The sequence below is a fragment of the Peptostreptococcus stomatis DSM 17678 genome (assembly GCF_000147675.1).
GTDB lineage: Bacteria > Bacillota > Clostridia > Peptostreptococcales > Peptostreptococcaceae > Peptostreptococcus > Peptostreptococcus stomatis.
Genome location: NZ_ADGQ01000027.1, coordinates 24986 through 42007, shown reverse-complemented (window position 1 = coordinate 42007; position 17022 = coordinate 24986). Strand labels below are relative to the sequence as shown.

Annotated in this window: 14 protein-coding genes; 11 read left to right on the top strand and 3 right to left on the bottom strand. The window is 35.8% G+C overall.

Translation table 11 applies throughout. The features are described from left to right. Positions 1-1014: cell wall-binding repeat-containing protein (locus tag HMPREF0634_RS02540; RefSeq protein WP_007788688.1), on the top strand; the 1014-nt coding region annotated here is incomplete at its 5' end. Positions 1015-1310: 296 nt separating this feature from the next. Here the strand turns inward: HMPREF0634_RS02540 and HMPREF0634_RS02535 are convergent. Continuing rightward, entirely contained in the window at positions 1311-1820 is a 510-nt protein-coding gene (locus HMPREF0634_RS02535; protein WP_007788671.1) for a dihydrofolate reductase, read from the bottom strand. Positions 1821-1911: 91 nt separating this feature from the next. Further along, the gene (locus tag HMPREF0634_RS02530; protein WP_007788692.1) at positions 1912-2745 is read right to left on the bottom strand and encodes a thymidylate synthase; all 834 of its coding nucleotides are present in this window, start codon (positions 2743-2745) and stop codon (positions 1912-1914) included. Positions 2746-3025: 280 nt separating this feature from the next. Between HMPREF0634_RS02530 and HMPREF0634_RS09300 the strand changes: the two genes are divergently transcribed. The 6 genes from HMPREF0634_RS09300 to HMPREF0634_RS02505 all read left to right on the top strand — a co-directional run bounded on the left by HMPREF0634_RS09300 (position 3026) and on the right by HMPREF0634_RS02505 (position 12110). Further along, positions 3026-4885, top strand: coding sequence for a cell wall-binding repeat-containing protein (locus HMPREF0634_RS09300; RefSeq protein WP_007788669.1), 1860 nt, complete (start codon positions 3026-3028; stop codon positions 4883-4885). 97 nt (positions 4886-4982) lie between these two features. After that, on the top strand, positions 4983-5768 hold the full coding sequence (locus tag HMPREF0634_RS02520; RefSeq protein WP_040565668.1) for a hypothetical protein: 786 nt from the start codon (positions 4983-4985) through the stop codon (positions 5766-5768). A 212-nt stretch (positions 5769-5980) separates the two neighbouring features. Continuing rightward, a complete protein-coding gene (locus HMPREF0634_RS02515) occupies positions 5981-6679 on the top strand; it encodes an MBL fold metallo-hydrolase (RefSeq protein ID WP_007788666.1) in 699 nt (232 codons plus the stop codon). A 77-nt stretch (positions 6680-6756) separates the two neighbouring features. Continuing rightward, positions 6757-7689 carry a PolC-type DNA polymerase III N-terminal domain-containing protein gene (locus HMPREF0634_RS09950; protein ID WP_243440501.1) on the top strand — a complete coding sequence of 311 codons (933 nt, stop codon included), beginning with the start codon at positions 6757-6759 and terminating at the stop codon, positions 7687-7689. Further along, on the top strand, positions 7667-11068 hold the full coding sequence (locus HMPREF0634_RS02510; protein ID WP_243440500.1) for a PolC-type DNA polymerase III: 3402 nt from the start codon (positions 7667-7669) through the stop codon (positions 11066-11068). Before HMPREF0634_RS09950 ends, HMPREF0634_RS02510 begins: the two co-directional genes overlap by 23 nt. 157 nt (positions 11069-11225) lie before the next feature. Continuing rightward, positions 11226-12110 carry a DMT family transporter gene (locus HMPREF0634_RS02505; protein WP_007788690.1) on the top strand — a complete coding sequence of 295 codons (885 nt, stop codon included), beginning with the start codon at positions 11226-11228 and terminating at the stop codon, positions 12108-12110. Positions 12111-12176: 66 nt separating this feature from the next. On the opposite strand, the gene HMPREF0634_RS02500 is transcribed toward HMPREF0634_RS02505, so the two are convergent. Beyond that, entirely contained in the window at positions 12177-13028 is an 852-nt protein-coding gene (locus tag HMPREF0634_RS02500) for a YihY/virulence factor BrkB family protein (RefSeq protein WP_007788675.1), read from the bottom strand. 114 nt (positions 13029-13142) lie between these two features. On the opposite strand from HMPREF0634_RS02500, the gene HMPREF0634_RS02495 reads away from it, so the two are divergent. From HMPREF0634_RS02495 to HMPREF0634_RS02480, 4 genes are all read left to right on the top strand, one after another. After that, positions 13143-14525, top strand: a complete 1383-nt coding sequence (locus HMPREF0634_RS02495) for an exonuclease domain-containing protein (protein ID WP_007788683.1) — start codon at positions 13143-13145, stop codon at positions 14523-14525. Beyond that, on the top strand, positions 14522-15679 hold the full coding sequence (locus HMPREF0634_RS02490; protein ID WP_007788696.1) for a cell wall-binding repeat-containing protein: 1158 nt from the start codon (positions 14522-14524) through the stop codon (positions 15677-15679). The genes HMPREF0634_RS02495 and HMPREF0634_RS02490 overlap by 4 nt, the downstream gene beginning before the upstream one ends. 99 nt (positions 15680-15778) lie before the next feature. Then, on the top strand, positions 15779-16519 hold the full coding sequence (locus HMPREF0634_RS02485; RefSeq protein ID WP_040565667.1) for an alpha/beta hydrolase: 741 nt from the start codon (positions 15779-15781) through the stop codon (positions 16517-16519). Between the two features lie 111 nt (positions 16520-16630). Continuing rightward, positions 16631-16969, top strand: a complete 339-nt coding sequence (locus HMPREF0634_RS02480; RefSeq protein ID WP_040565666.1) for a hypothetical protein — start codon at positions 16631-16633, stop codon at positions 16967-16969. The last annotated feature ends 53 nt before the right edge of the window (positions 16970-17022 follow it).

Sequence of the window (17022 nt, the reverse complement as noted above, 5' to 3'; positions counted from 1 at the left end):
GATAATAACTCAGATAATAGCTACGAAAATGATGTAAAAAAAGCTATTGAGGAAATGAAGAAAAAAGAAGAATTAAATAAAAAGAAAGAAGATGATAAGGTTAAAGAAAATAAAATAAAATCACAGAATATCAAAAGAATTAGCGGAAATGATAGGATATCCACCTCTATAAACTTATCAAGACATTACTTTAACCATTCTGATACCATTGTATTGGTAAATTCTAAAGAATACCCAGACTCACTTACAGCTGCTCCATTGGCAAAGGCAAGGAAGGCACCTGTTTTGTTAAATGATCCTAATGGACTTGATACTCAAGTTAAAAATGAAATTAAGAGATTGGGAGTGAAGAAAGTCATATTGGTAGGAGGTAATAATTCTTTAAGAATAGGTCTTGAAAGAGATTTAAAGAAGATGAATCTAAAATTAAGCAGGATAGCTGGAAAAGACAGGTATGATACATCTGCTAGAGTTGCTAAGGAATTGGTCAAACTTACTGGTCATTTTGACAGGGCAATTGTTGCATCAGGTGAAAATTTTCCGGATGCACTGACTGCATCATCAATTGCTGCTAAGGATGATATTCCAGTATTGTTGGTAAAATCAGATAGTGTCCCTGACTACATTGATAAGGCGATGAAGGATATGGGAATAAAGAAAACAATACTAGTTGGTGGTAATAATTCAATAGGGAAGAATATAGAGACTAAACTAAGGGCAGAATATAGAATAGCAGGTAAAAATAGGTATGAAACGGCCAAACTTGTTAGTAGATATGCATACAAAAATTCAAAAAGTATATTCTTGACGACAGGTGAGTCTTTTGCAGATGCATTAGTGTCATCAGGTTTGGCAGCTATGCAAAATGCTCCTATACAGTTATTAAATCCTAGAAATAATTCAGATAATTATATAGATTATACTAGTAAAGAAAATATAGAAGAGATTATCGTTTTAGGTGGAGAAAGAAGTGTTCCTGAACATATTGTTGATTTTTTTATAAATGAAAAATAGAAACGAGAGAGTAAAATAATTTCTAATTTTGTCATCTATGATCAATTTGTTGATTAGACATCTATAGGGTTATTAAAAGAGATTATATTTATTAGCTGTATAAATATTTAGCGTTGGTGAGAGAATAAATTCTCCCCCAACGCTAATTTTTTATAAAGAATAGTATCATTACAAGTGTAGTACTAAGGACAAGAGTATAGATTAATTTATATACTCTCAAAAAACACAGAATCAATTACCTATATTAATAAATAAGTTCAAGGATAAAAAATTGTACAATATATATGTGAACTATATTATTTATTTTTTCTATCATAAACTATGAATTTATAGCAAGGGGTCTTTTCAGGAATAATATAATCAGATTCAGATGCTTTGGACCATATGTTTGGATCTACATATGGAAAAAAACTATCTGCATTGACCGGTTCATCTTCCTCAATTTCAGTTATATAGAGCCTACTGGCAATATCCATAAACTGTTTATAGACATTGTCACCACCACATATAAATATCTTTTCATCTGGGTGGTCAAGGGCATATTGGACAACATCTTCCTTAGAGTGAAGAGTATAGGCCTGGTCGTAATGGTTATTCCCCCTAGTAAGTATGATATTCTTCCTATTTGGAAGGGGTCTTTTTGGAAAACTAAAGTAGGTTTTCCTACCACAAACTATAGTGTGATTTAAAGTAGTTTCCTTAAAATACCTGAGGTCATCTTTTAGGTGGTAGAGCATGTCTCCGTCAATACCTATTGCCCTAGTATTTTTAGTCATGGCAACTATCATATATATATTGTCTATCATATATCTTCTCCTATTTTATACTAAGATAGGCTATGGTTAGACTAGCATATCCTAAGTCTTTACAGTCTTGTATATTTTATCTATCAAATTACTATATGGCCAATTCAAACTGGAAGTTAGGCTTTACAGGGTCATAGTTTTCCATTGTAAAGTCGTCTAGAGTAAAATCATAAAAGTTAGTCTTGTCTGGATTTAAAACCAACCTAACAGATTCATGGCCTTCTTGAGGGTCTCTAGCTATCATTTCTTTTATCTGGTCGATATGCCTGTCATAAATGTGGGCGTTATTTACATAGTGGCAGAATACACCTGCTTGTAAGCCTACGTGTCTAGCAACCATCATCTGTAGGGCAACATACTGGATCTTGTTTATTGCATTGGCTACAGCTACATCAGATGACCTCTGTATAAGAGTCAAATCAAGGTAACCATCCCTTACAGACCACTGTGTCTCCATTGCACATGGGTATAGACCCGCAGTTTCTTCAAGGTCAGCTTCCTGGTATAGGTTGATTATATGCCTTCTACCATATGGCTGGTTCTTTAAGTTTTCTAATAGTTTATCCATTAGCTTGTATCTCTTGACTGTAGCCCCATATCTTTGGCCTATAGTCCTATCACCTAGGTCCCATTCGTCCCACCAAGTAATACCATACTTGTCTCTTAATAGGTCTAGATTATTGCTCTGGTCCTGGTATATCCATAAGATTTCCTTAATACCAGACTTCCAGGCTACCTGTCTTAGAGTAACTATTGGAAGTTCTCCCTTTGATAGGTCGTATCTTTCAAATACCTGGTTTACAAACATTGTATGAGATGGCGTACCATCTGCATATTTTGGTCTGACCTTTTCTCCAAGGGTATTGTTTCCACTATTTAAAATATCATTACAAAGTGATTTTAAATTATTATCTGCTATTGTCATCTTTACCTCCTATGAACACCTTTATATATACGTATTGTTAATATATTACATAAAAATATATAGTAGTATTTTACCATATATTAACCATAAAATATATAAAAGTGTCATTTATATTACATTTTTTTCATAAACAGAAGAAATACACAAAAAGAATTAGAATTGTAATTGTAATGTTACTTGAAAATTATTTGATATATTTATATACTAGAATTAGGAAATTATTAATTATTCATTGGTTAATGAATATCTGAGTTTATTTAATTGTGTGAGGTGCGTAAATATGAAAAAATTAATGAAAAAAACAGCTATATTTGTAGCTGTAGGAGCAATGGTGGCAAGTATAGGACCATCAGTTTATGCCCAGAACGTTACCAGTCAAAACATCAGTGGTAGCGACAGGTATTCCACAGCTGTTAAAATATCACAGTCTGGATGGAGTCAGTCTGATACAGTAATATTAACAAATGCAAATGCAGTAGCAGATTCCTTGTCAGTTGCCCCTCTTGCCAGCAAGCTAAGGGTGCCGGTATTATTGACACAGAGCGATAGCCTTAATGAGGCAACTATGGCTGAACTATCAAGGCTAGGGGCTAAGAAGGTTCTAATAATTGGAGGTCAAGATTCTATATCAATGGGCCTGGAAGATAATTTAAAAACCTCTTCGCTTGATGTAGAAAGAATAGAGGGGGCAAGTAGGGAAGAGACTTCTCTAAATATAGCTAAAAAACTTAAAGAACTTACTAGTGAAAAGTTCCAGGTTGCATTTTTAGTTAATGGCCATAAGGGGCTTGCAGATGCTGCAGGTATTGGTGCTATAGCTGCCAAGAATGGGGCACCTATACTATTTACTTCTAATAGTAGGCTAGAAGCTACTAGGTCTGACCTAGGCCAGTTAGGAATTGACAATGTCTATGTAATAGGTGGTAACCTAAGTCTAGTAGGTGAATTTGACAGAATAGCTACTAGTGTAGAGAGAATTGCAGGCTCAAATAGGCAGGAGACAAGTTTAAAGATGATGAACAAGTTTAACCCTAACCCTGCTGTAGTTTACCTAACAGATGATGGTGGGGTAAGGGCCAACAGGCTTATCGACGCAGTTCTTATAAATTCCGGAATCATTGCAAGTAATGCCCAGGCTAGTGCTAGTGATAAGGGGGTTGAACAAGTTGGACCAACTAAGAGCCCTAAGTCTTCAAATCTAGCCGAAGGAGCAGTGCTTTTAGTTAATTCAAAGAATGGTCTTTCCTTTAACCAGTACAAGACCCTTTACAATATGTCCAGCCTTACAGGTCTTACACAGGTGAGTGGTGGAGATGCACTTACTAATAGTATGGGTATCCTGTCAAACCTAATGCAAAATAAGGGGAATGCCAAGGCTGACCAGGCTTTTGATAGACTTATGAAGTTGGAATACCTGACAACTGAATATAATGTATATGGGACAAAGAAGCAGATAGAAGGAAGCCAGTTTTTATCTACACTTAAAATGGATAGCTCTTTCAACTTTATATATGATAGGGCAAGGATGGAGTCCTTATTAAAAAATATGGATAATAAGGCTGTACCTAAACAGTTAAGTGACTCATATGCCTACTGGAAAAACGGTGACGTTATTATATCTAAGATGAAGCAAGTGACAAAAATGGACCTAGATTATGAGGTAAATAGGCTATCAGGCATACTAAAGTCTGGCGTATCAACTTATAATATAAATCCTAAATATATAGTTACTAATTATGGTGATATACCTGCCAATGCAGTAAATCTTGGTCACAAGTATATAGAGATAGATATTAGTCAACAAAAAATGTGGCTTATGGAGTATGGTTATGAAAAAATGGTTACTCCAGTAGTAACAGGCAATCCTAATAAGGGTATGGCTACCCCTCCAGGCATATTCAAGGTAAGGAAAATGATGACAAATGCAGTTTTGAGGGGACCAGGTTATGCCTCACCAGTTAAATACTGGGTACCATTTAATGGAAGTATAGGTATTCATGATGCATATTGGCAACCATTTTTTGGTGGAAATAGGTACCTATATGCAGGATCTCACGGATGTATAAATACACCACTATCAAATATGTCATTCTTGTATTCAAGGATTCATGTAGGTACACCAGTTATAGTCCATAAATAAGAGTGTATAAGGACACAAACATGGTGAAAGCAAGCTTTTAGAATAAGAGGGTAAAAGTGACTATATACTTATATAAGTCACAAATTAGGAGGATAAGATGAAGAAGGTAAATACCATAGAAATTGCTATTGATATTAAGCATAATATATTTGAAGTGGATGAAAAGCATGAGACTGGCCCTATAGACCTAATAAAGATACTTTCCATGATAATAGGTGAATACAACTTGATGCTAATGAATGATACAGATGATATTGAAGCCGTAGATGTTTTGGCGGGGGATTTTGACAAGGTTCTTGATAGGGTTACAGATTTAGGTAGGGTCAACCTAAAGATAGAAACCTACCAGCCTAATACCTTTATGACTGGTGACCAGGAAATTTATGAAGTTGCCTACAATAAAAATATAAGTGGGATAGATATGGTTAGTGTTTTAATAGTCATACTTGAGTTTGTAAAAGACTCCCTATTGGATTCTTTTGCCCTAAATTCAGATATAGATATGAAGTCTAGGGCTAAGGGTTTAAGTGAACTCAACCAGTTTAAGAAAACTCTTGAATATATAGAAGGTTTATCAGGAATTTTAAGTATGGCTGGTTATGTTTATAGGAAAAAGAGAAGCCTTAACATGGACTTTACAGAAATCTTGGCTAGTGACATAGACAAGCTATCCCAGATTAGTAGCGAAATGCTAGAAGACCTATTAGAAAAATCTAAAAAGCATAATCATGTAGATGAAAAAGAAGAGCGTAGGTATGATGCCTTGATGGAATTAAAGAAGGGGCACGCAAATCATGAGGGCTTGAGCCATGATCATAGTCATGGACATGTGGCTTGTTCTTGTGGTCACCACCACGATCATGATCACTATCATAAAAATTAGGTATTAAGAACTTTTAATTAAACATAAAAATCTATAGGATTAACTAGTGGTGACAGACCCTTATTAGGCTGTCACCCTTTTTATACTCAAGAAAAATATCTAGACCAGGATATTGTATTTACAAGTTAGACGTTGATTCTTATCCTGACGAGTATAGATATAAATGGGCCTATATGGTATAATTGTGTTTAAATAATCAAGGAGGATAAAATATGAATTTAAAATATATATACCACAGTGGATTTTTATTAGAATTAGACACTGCCTACATGTTATTTGACTACTATAAGGGGGACATACCACGTCTAGATAAGGACAAGAAATTGTATGTCTTTATTAGTCATGGCCATGGTGACCACTTCAATGAAGATGTTTTTGACCTTTTTAGGGACCATAAGGATGTTGAGTATATACTTTCTAATGACGTAGTGCCTAAAAGACAAGAGGATGCTGACAAGTCATATTCTTTGGAGCCAAATAAAGAATATTATTTTGGTGAATTAGGAGTAGAGACATATTTGAGTACAGACCTTGGTTTAGCCTTTATGATATCTTATAAGGGCAAAACTATCTACCATGCAGGTGACCTTAACTGGTGGACTTGGGTAGGATTTGAGACTGAGGAAGAGTTTGAAGAACTAACTAAGAATTTCAAGAATGAAATAGGTAAGATGGAGGGTAAAGAAATAGACCTTGCCATGGTACCCCTGGATCCAAGACAGGCAGAAAGATTTGATTGGGGTATGAAGTACTTTATAGAAAAAACAAAACCGAGACACCTGGTACCAATGCATTGTTGGAATAAGTTTACGGTAATAGATAAGTTTAGAAATAAGCACAGGGACCTGCTTGGTGACATAGACCTAGTTGATACTCATAAAATACCAGCTCAGGGTATCGAATTAGATTAAGAAAAATGGTCAGGTATATTCCTAAGTATCAACTTTAATATAATTTAAGTACCATTATAAATAGGAGAGGAGTTTTCATGAAGCTTTGTGATTTTTTATTAAAAATTGGCTTGGACAATAAAAATCTTTTAGAAGAGTTTGAAAAGATTACTATAGAGAAATCTGTCTTGGACAAAAATACACAGGTATGCACTATCCATTTGCTTTCAGATGAAATTATAATGATGGAAAGACTTACCAGGCTAGAAGATAAGATTAAAAGAAAGCTATGTCCACCACTTGAGTCTATAAAACTGGAATGTAGGTTTACAGGGCTGGAAAAGAGAGCCTTAAAAGATATAATGAAGCGTTATTGGCCAAATATAAAAAAAATATTATACACTAATGTACCTATCCTATACGTTCATGATGACCTAGAGCATATGACTAGTGGAGACTGCTTAAAGATTAAGTTGCCAGAGGAATATATACATGCCAGGTTAATAGATAAGGAAGTAGACAAGGAAATAATTGACATGGTCAAAAGGCAGTTGTCTAGGGATATTAGGGTTGACTTTGAAGTGGCTAAAAAGAACCTCAATCTAGATAGCTGGGACAATGTAAAAAAAATAATTGAGAATATAGATCTTGAGCTTGAGGATTATCTATCCAAGGTAGAATCAGAAGTTATTGAGGAACCTCAAGAAGAAGATGGCTACAAATTGGATAAGGACCATGAGGACCCTAGAATGGTATATGGCAATGACGTAAGGGCTGACCTGGTAAGTATATCTGATATAAATGAGAATTTTCGTACAGTGGCTATTGAGGGAGAGATTTTCCATACTGAGGAAGTCAATCTTAGGAGTGGTAAGTCTTTGTATTCAATTTTTCTTACTGACACGACTGGGGCCCTCCTTTGTAAACTCCAGCTTAAGGATAATAATGTTGACAAGGTCAAAAAGGCCACAAAAAATTGGGTCCTATATAAGGGTCAAGGGCGATATTGTGGTCAGCTCCTATACAGATGAAATAGAGATGACGGTAACAGGTATCAGGAGTCAGGAAAAGAAATCTAGACAGGATGATGCCCCAGAAAAGAGGGTAGAGCTTCATGCTCATACCAAGATGTCCTCAATGGATTCTGTAGTAGGGGTAAAAAAATTGATAAATAGGGCCCTAGAGTGGGGGCATAAGGCCATAGCCATTACAGACCATGGTGTAGTCCAGGCCTTTCCGGATGCTATGAATGCATCTAATGGTAAGGATATCAAGGTCATATACGGTGTGGAGGCCTATATAGTCGATGACGATTTAGATATAGTTCAAAATCCAAATGACAAGGACTTTAACCAAAGATTTGTGGTTTTTGACATAGAGACAACGGGATTTTCAGTCACAGGGGACAATATAACTGAAATTGGGGCAGTCTTATTAGAGGATGGCCAAATTAAAGATAGGTTTTCTACCTTTGTAAATCCTAAAATGGATATACCTTATGAGGTCCAGGAACTTACCAATATAACAAATGACATGGTGGAAGACGCTCCAGGTATAGAAGAAGCCCTAAATAAGTTTATGGACTTTGCCAAGGACTCTATTCTGGTAGCCCATAATGCATACTTCGACACAGGTTTTATAGCTCAAAAGTGTAGTGAAGTAGGTTTGGACTATAAGCATGAAAAATTGGATACCCTTTTACTAGCCAGGGTTTTAATGCCTCATATGAAGAGGTTTGGACTTGACAGGTTGACCAAGGCCTTATCTATTAATCTTAGCGGTCACCATAGGGCTGTCAATGATGCTGAAGCAACTGCCCAATTATTCCTTAGATTTATTGCTATGATGAAGAAGGATGGGGTAGAAAAGCTTTCTGATATAAACAGTGTATATGGTAAGATTGACCACACAAAATTAAGGCCAAGTCATGCAACTATTTATGCCCAAAATTATCAGGGGCTTAGGAATTTATATGAACTAATCAGTGATTCACATCTAAATCATTTCTACAGACAACCACTGATGCTAAAGAGCCTAATAAAAGAAAAGCGAGATGGCTTGATAATAGGAAGTGCCTGTTCAAGTGGCGAACTATTTAATGCCATACAGAGAAACAAGACCGGTGAAGAGATAGATAAAATTTTGGACTTCTATGACTTTATAGAAATTATGCCTCTTGACAATCTTAAGTACCTGGTAGAATCTGGTGAGATAAAAACCTTTGAAGAACTTAAAAATATAAATAAAAAGTTAGTAGACCTAGGAAACCAGTCAGGAAAGCTGGTAGTTGCTACTGGGGATGTACATACACTGGATGCCCATGAAAGATTATATAGGAGTGTATTGAAGTATTCTCAGATACCAAAGTATAAGAAGAATATCGAGTCACTTCACTTTAGGACAACGGATGAAATGTTAGAAGAATTTGCCTACCTAGGCCCGGAAACCGCCTATAGGGTGGTTGTTGAAAACTCTAACAAGATAGCTGATATGTTTGAGAGTATCAAACCAATACCTGATAAAACTTACCCTCCTATCATTGATGGATCTAAGGAAGAACTAAGAAGAATGTGCTTTGACAAGGCTGAAAGAATATATGGAAATCCACTTCCTGAAATAGTTGAAAAAAGACTCAATAGGGAGCTCAACTCTATTATAGGTAATGGTTATGCAGTTATGTACATAATAGCTAACAAGCTAGTTGCCAAGTCCCTGTCAGATGGATACCTGGTAGGATCAAGGGGGTCTGTAGGATCTTCTCTTGCAGCAACTATGAGTGATATTACTGAGGTTAATCCTCTGCCTGCACACTATATATGTCCAAATGAGGCCTGTAAATATTCTGAGTTTTTTGGTATAGGTGAATATGGTTCAGGTATAGACCTACCAGATAAAAAGTGTCCTAAGTGCGGTAGCCAGTTGATAAAGGAGGGCCAGGATATACCTTTTGAAGTATTCCTTGGTTTTGAGGGTGACAAGGAGCCAGATATAGACCTTAACTTCTCAGGAACCTACCAGCCAACTATACATAAGTATACGGAAGAACTCTTTGGCCAAGGATACACCTTTAGGGCAGGGACAATTGGTACGGTCCAGGAAAAGACAGCCTACGGTTATGTTAGAAATTTTTCAAAAGAAAACCACCTAGACTTGACAAATGCTGAAATGACCTGGTTGACTAAGGGGTGTACAGAGGTAAAGAGGACATCTGGCCAACATCCAGGTGGTGTAATGGTTATACCACATAATATGAATGTGCACGATTTTACACCAGTCCAATACCCGGCCAATGATAAGTCCTCGGGTGTAATCACAACCCACTTTGACTACCATTCAATCAGTGGTAGAATATTAAAGCTTGACATACTGGGCCACGACGGTCCAACCATTATCAGGATGTTAGAGGATATGACAGGTATAAAGATAACAGACATACCACTTGATGATCCAGCTACCATGTCCCTATTCACATCTACAAAAGCCCTGGGTATAGAACCGGAGGATATAGATGGGACTACAGTAGGTTCTATGGCCATACCAGAGTTTGGAACAAAGTTTACACGACAGATGCTAGTGGACACCAAACCTACAACCTTTGCCGAATTAGTCAGGATAGCAGGTCTGTCTCATGGTACAGATGTGTGGCTAAATAATGCCCAAGACCTGGTAAGGGCCAATGTTGTTGGTCTAAAAGAGGTTATATCTACTCGTGATGATATAATGAATTACCTTATTTTCATGGGGTTGAAGCCAAAAAGGGCCTTTACCATAATGGAAAGTGTTAGAAAGGGTAAGGGCTTAACAAAAAAAGATGAGGAGGCCATGTTGGAAAATGAGGTACCAGACTGGTATATATCTTCGTGTAAGAAGATAAAGTACATGTTCCCTAAGGCCCATGCAGTTGCCTATGTAATGACATCTTTTAGGATTGCCTATTGTAAGGTAAACTATCCCGAAGCCTTTTATGCTACCTACTTTACTACAAAGGTAGATGACTTTGACATAGAGCTAATCACATCTGGTATAGACAAGGTTAAGGCAAGACTTGGTCAAATAAAAGAGCTTGGAACCAAGGCTACTACTAAGGAAAATGCCCAGTATACAATATTAGAAGTTGTGGTAGAAATGTATGCCAGAGGGATTGAATTTATGCATATAGACCTATATGAATCGGATGCTAGGGATTTTAAGATATATGGACCTAAGAAGATCCTACCACCTATGATATCCCTACAGGGGATGGGTGAAAATGCCGCCCTTAGTGTAGTCGAGGCCAGGAAAGATGGTAAATTCTTGTCAAAAGAAGACCTTATCAAGAGGACCAAGTTATCTAAAACAGTAGTAGAAAAGTTATCCAATCATGGGTCTCTTGAGGGGATGAGTGAGAAAAACCAATTGTCTTTCTTCTAGATTATATTTATTATATATTTAGATTGAAGGGGGAAGAAAAAGGTGTTAAAATCTACCATAAGGATAATTAATATATATTAAAGAAGATATATATTAATGTTTGCAATTTAATATATATCATAGGATTAATAAGAAAAAGGAAAGGAGTTAAGCAGATATGAATAAAAAATTGAAAGTTAACCTATTAGGACTAGCAACTATATCTTTTTGGGCTTTAGCCTTTCCATTTTCAAAGGTTGCCATGCAGCATTTTACACCCTTTGCCCTAGGCTTTTTAAGGGTATGTATAGCATCGGTTGTTTTACTTATTATAGGAATATTTACCAAGATAAGACTGCCTAAGGCCAGGGATATTGGTTGGTTATTTTTATCAGCTGCCTGTGGTTTTGGTGTATACCTATTTGTATTCAATAAGGGTATACAAACCATTACTTCTGCATCATCAAGCATTATTATAGCCCTTACACCAATATTGACGGCTATAGAATCCAGCAAGGTATACGGGGAAAAGATAAATAAAGTAGGTTGGGTATCTATGATTACTGCCTTTGGTGGTGTTCTGATTATGATGTTGTGGGATGGAGTATTGTCGGTCAATGCTGGCATGATTTGGACACTTGCAGCCTCAGTTTTATTTTCAATATACAACAACTTAAATAGGAAACTGTCCATGGATGGCTATAAGGGGATTGAGATTGTTACCTACAGTATGGTGTTTTCTATCTTGATATTGTCACCTTTTGCAATCCAGGCCAAGGGTGAACTAGTGGCTGCTTCAGGCAAGTTTATACTGGTCCTACTAGTATTAAGTGTATTCTCAAGCGCCATAGCCTACTTCTTATGGAGTATAGCCCTATCGATAGCCGATAACACCAGTGAGGTGGCAAATTTTAGCTTTTTAACACCATTCTTTGCTACCCTATTGGGGTCTATAGTTCTAGGAGAGATACCAAACTTGGGAACTATAATTGGCGGTATAATTATAGTAGCCAGCATGGTTGTATTTTCAAAGAGAAATATGCTTTACAAGGTTAAAAAATAGGAGGTTGGTTTACCACCTCAAAAGTTAGAATATAAGTCTAGCTCTTGGGGTTGGTAGACGACCTCCTTATTTTAATTTTCTTATACTTTTTAAATGGTCTCTCCAATAGTTTAATGCATTGACCTTATAACCAATTGTAATAGATATGCTACAAAGGTATATCCAGGTCATCAAGACTATGATAGTCGATATATTTCCATAGATTTCCTTATAGTCGCTGAACTTATCAATATAAAAAGAATAGGCTATAGACAATATTACCCATAGTACAGTTGTAAAACAAGCTCCTGGTAGGGCCTGGCGAATCTTTATAGGTTTGCATGGTCCGAATATAAAAAAGTTTAAAAACATCAATAGAATAAAAAAGATGGGGATCACAAACCTTATAAAGTTATATATTAAAGTTAGTAGGTAAAATTCATCAAGTCTATCTCGAATAATATCAGCAAACTTACCACCATATACTAAAAAAACTACTGCAAATATTACAGCCAGAAAAAATGCTACAGCATATAAGTATACATATAGGTTGAGCCTGATAAAGGAACGAGTTTCTTCAAAATTATAGGCTGAATTCTGACCGGCTATAAGAGACTTAACTGCCTTAGAAAAAGTCCATACTGCTATTAGGAAAGTTATGACGAGTAGCCTAATGCTCCTATTGTTAATGGCTGAGTCTACAATAGTAAGCAGTATATTTGATGCTCCTGTTGGAACATTAGTCCTGATAGCAGTCTCTACAAAGTTACCTATAATAGGCGGCATATAGGCAAAGGCACACATTAAAAACATTAGTGATGGGAAAATAGACAGGGTCAAATAATAGGCGACACCCGCTGATCTTGAATACATATCCGCTATATTAAATTGGTTGACTAGAGCTTTTACATTTTCATTGTATATTTTTACAAGCTTCATTTGACCTCCTATAAATATCATTTTACTTTACTTTATTTTACCATATTATAATCTAAAAAAACCAAGTTATGTTATAATATTAAAGGAGAAAATAAGTTTTCTAGGAGGAATATTTTGACGATTAAATGCAATAAGTACGACCACAAATTAAAAACTCTTCCAGAAACATATGTAGCTATAGATTTAGAATTGACAGGAAATTACTGTTTAAACTATATTATAGAGTTAGCCGCTTTAAAGGTAAGGGATGGTGTAATTATAGATGAGTTTTCCAGCCTGGTCAGACCACCAGACTACAATGTATTAGAAAAAAGAAAAGGGTCTAAGAGTGGCTATAAAGCAAAAAAGATTAAGTCTACAGTAAATGTTGATGGACAAGAGATTTATTATATAGATGAGTTCATAGAAGATTTAACAGGTATATCAAATGAGATGATATATTCTGCCGAGGATGAAACTCATGTTATAAAAAAGTTTCATGATTTTATTGGCGATCTACCGGTCATAGGCCATGGTATGGGCAATGATATACGTGAAATCAAGGATTCTTTTGATAGGATTTTAGACAAGGACTTTGAAAATCCATGTATAGATACATTTGACCTGGGAGAGTTTGCCTATGGTGAAAAATTTTCCCTGATTAGGTTGTGTGACCACTTGGGTATAGATAATTCAGATGTCCACAGGGCTAGGTCTGACGCATATAGGACCCACTTATCTTATCTAAATCTACTTGATGACTTGGATTCTAAGTATGGGGAGACCTACAGTCAGGAGTTTTTCCAATGGATGGACAGGGCCCTGATGAAACAAAACAGGATTCTTAAAAATAGGGTGATGAGGAGTATAAATGCCAAGAATTGGAGCCTAAAGAGGCAGGCTTATTTAGAAGATCATAGGCTAGACCTGGATTTTTTCAATTCCAAGATATGCCTTTCAAATAGGATTAAATTGAAAAATATGCCAGATTTCAAGAATCTAGCAGGTGAGTATAACTTAAAATTTACCACTTCTTTGGATTTAGAATGTGATTACTATATTGTTAAAAACTTTATTTACTATACGGAAGACCTAGACAAGCAGTACATAAAAAAAATAGTGGATTTAAATAGGTTGGGCAAGTCTATAAGGATTATGTCTATAGGTGAATTGGTCACAATACTGGAAAATTTTGAGTTCATAGATGACTGGGAAGATGAGGATTGCCTTTCTGACATAGATTTTAAAGATAAGAGGGTTTTTCTTTATAATGACTTTAACTATGAGTCTAAGGACAGCATAGGTAAAAAGCTAGGAGATATGGGGGCTATAATAGTAGATGATATCTCTGGTCAAGTGGACTATCTAATTGTTGGAGAGGGTTTTGACAAACCAATTTTTTATGACTCTAAGGAGTATGAAATTCTTTTGGCCTACCTGGCTCTAGGTCATAATATATGTGTAATAAACGAAAAAAAATTCTGGGAACTTACAGAAGTTAATGAGGGAGAAGCATGAGATTTAATAAAAGTAAATTGAGGAAAAGTGGAGTATATTTCGTTCTTGGTATGATGTTTACAGGGATTTTTTTAGGAGGTGCTGAGGCAGGCTCTATTAGAAGGATAGAAGGTCCGGACAGGTACCAGACGTCTATGAATGTTGCAGACCACCATAAGTCTGATATAGCCATAGTGGTAAATGGCAAGGATTTTCCTGATGCCCTATCTGCCATTAGTCTAGCAACTAAATACAAGGCAAATATAATATTGGTTAAACCTAGTTCAGACGACCTAGACTATAGAAAGTTTACGGCCGACCTCCTGAATAGGAAGGTTAAAAATGTAATTATAGTAGGTGGAGAAAACTCTGTTGACAAGGGTTATGAAAGTGCCCTGACTAAATTTTTCAATGTTGAGAGAATCCAAGGTAGGGACAGGTATGATACCAGCATGAAAGTAGTTGAGAGGGCGGGGAATAATGACCTTTGTATAGCTGATGGTAGAAATTTCCCGGATGCCCTATCTACAAGCGGTCTAGTTGCCAAATCTAAAACTAGCCTACTTTTAGTTGATGGAAGAAAAAAATTAAACCTTCCAAAAGACTATAAGGTTGAATATACAATTGGTGGAAAAAATTCAATAAAGAATACCTATGGTAAGAGGATAGGTGGGGATGACAGGTATAAGACATGTGATCAAATTCTTGCCCTTATAAAAGCTAAAAACTTACTTGTAGCAAGTGGCAGGAACTTTCCAGATGCCTTGTCTGCTTCATCTATGGCAAGTATAGCGGATACAGGAGTACTTTTATGCTCAACGAAGGTTGATTCTAATGTTGTAAACCGTAGTGGCAATAAGGACAATATAACTGTCATAGGTGGTATAAATTCTGTTAGTGGTTTAACCGTTAACTCTATTATGGATAGGTATAACTATTCATACTCCTCTTCCAATGATGTAGGTTTTGATCCAGATAAACAGACATATAGGTTTTCAAATGCTGGCCTATTTAAGGGTTGGTTATACCAGGCTAATAGGTCACCCTATGGTTATGACAAGTTTTACTACAATGATGATGGTGTACTTGAAAGAGATAAAATTATTGATGGTATTATGTTGGATACTGAAGGTAAGGCCATACTAGATAATGACGGAAAACCAGTCATAAATTAATTAGTATGAATAAAAACTTTCGAAGTACTTTACTTTTACTAATTATAGGGGTATTATAGTTTAGAGAAGGTATAAAAGATAATGTGGAGGAATTTAAACATGAAAGTTGAAACTTTTGGTGATTCTGAAAAACCTGTAGCGCTTTTGGTGCATAGTATTTTTTATCCAGGTGTTACCAGTTACAGGACAATTTTACCTTTACTTATAAAGGATTACTATGTAGTGATACCAAATTTAGAGGGGCTTGACCACCCACATTCTGAATTTGTATCAGCCAGGTGCCAATCTGATAAGATTATAGACTGGTTAAAGGATCATAATATAGACAGGATAGCTTTTTTATTGGGGTCATCCTACGGAACCTCTGTGGCTTTTGAAATCTTAAAGGATATAAACCTTAAGATCGATAAGGCAGCTCTTGATTCACCAGCTATGAAATCCAGCAAACTACAGGGTTTAAAATTGTATCTAGAGATGAAGAGGACTTCTAAGGGCCTTAAGAAGCATCCAAATGAGTTTTTTAGTAAGACTAAAAAGTACAAGTACCTAAACAAGGAAGATGAAAGATACTGTATAGATGTCTATAGGGATATAGACAATGATTGTTTGAAGAAAATTGCCTTTTCATGCTATGATTACACCTTGCCATCTGTACTGTATAGGGACGACACTGATCTTGTATTCTTATTTGGTGAAAAAGACAAGTCTAAAATCAACCTACCAGAGATTAAGTCACTTGATGCTGGAAAAATTAAGATAATAGATGGCATGAGTCATATGCAATATATGTTCGAAGACCCACAGCAATTTTTAAGAGAATGTGGTTTAGATATATCTTAAGGCCATATTTCTACTCATAAGGTAAATTTATTTAGCATATTTAATTGCTTGATGTATAGACTGATATGGTCGATTTAGAAAATTTATATTTGAAGATAATGGAGGTATATTATGAAAAAAGTATTATTTGGTACTGCCCTAGGTGTAGTGGCAGGTGCTCTAGGTTACAAAATCTATAAGGAAAACGAAATAGAAGTGAATGACTTCCTTCGTGAAAAACTTCATATTGAACGTGATTTTGATGACTTTGATGATGAAGATTTTGAACTAGAAGATCTAGAAGCCCTAAGAGAAACTATTGATGACCTAATCGATAGAAAAAATGCGCGTGAATTTGATGGAGATGAAGAAGCTGATGATGATCTTGATAGCTTTGTAGTTTCTATGCAGGATTTTGATAAGGATGAACCTAAATTAGAAGATTCAGTAATAGTAGACGAAGAAAAGTAATTTAGGAAGTGGCTATATTAAAAGTGATATACAATAAAGGGATTATGATATAC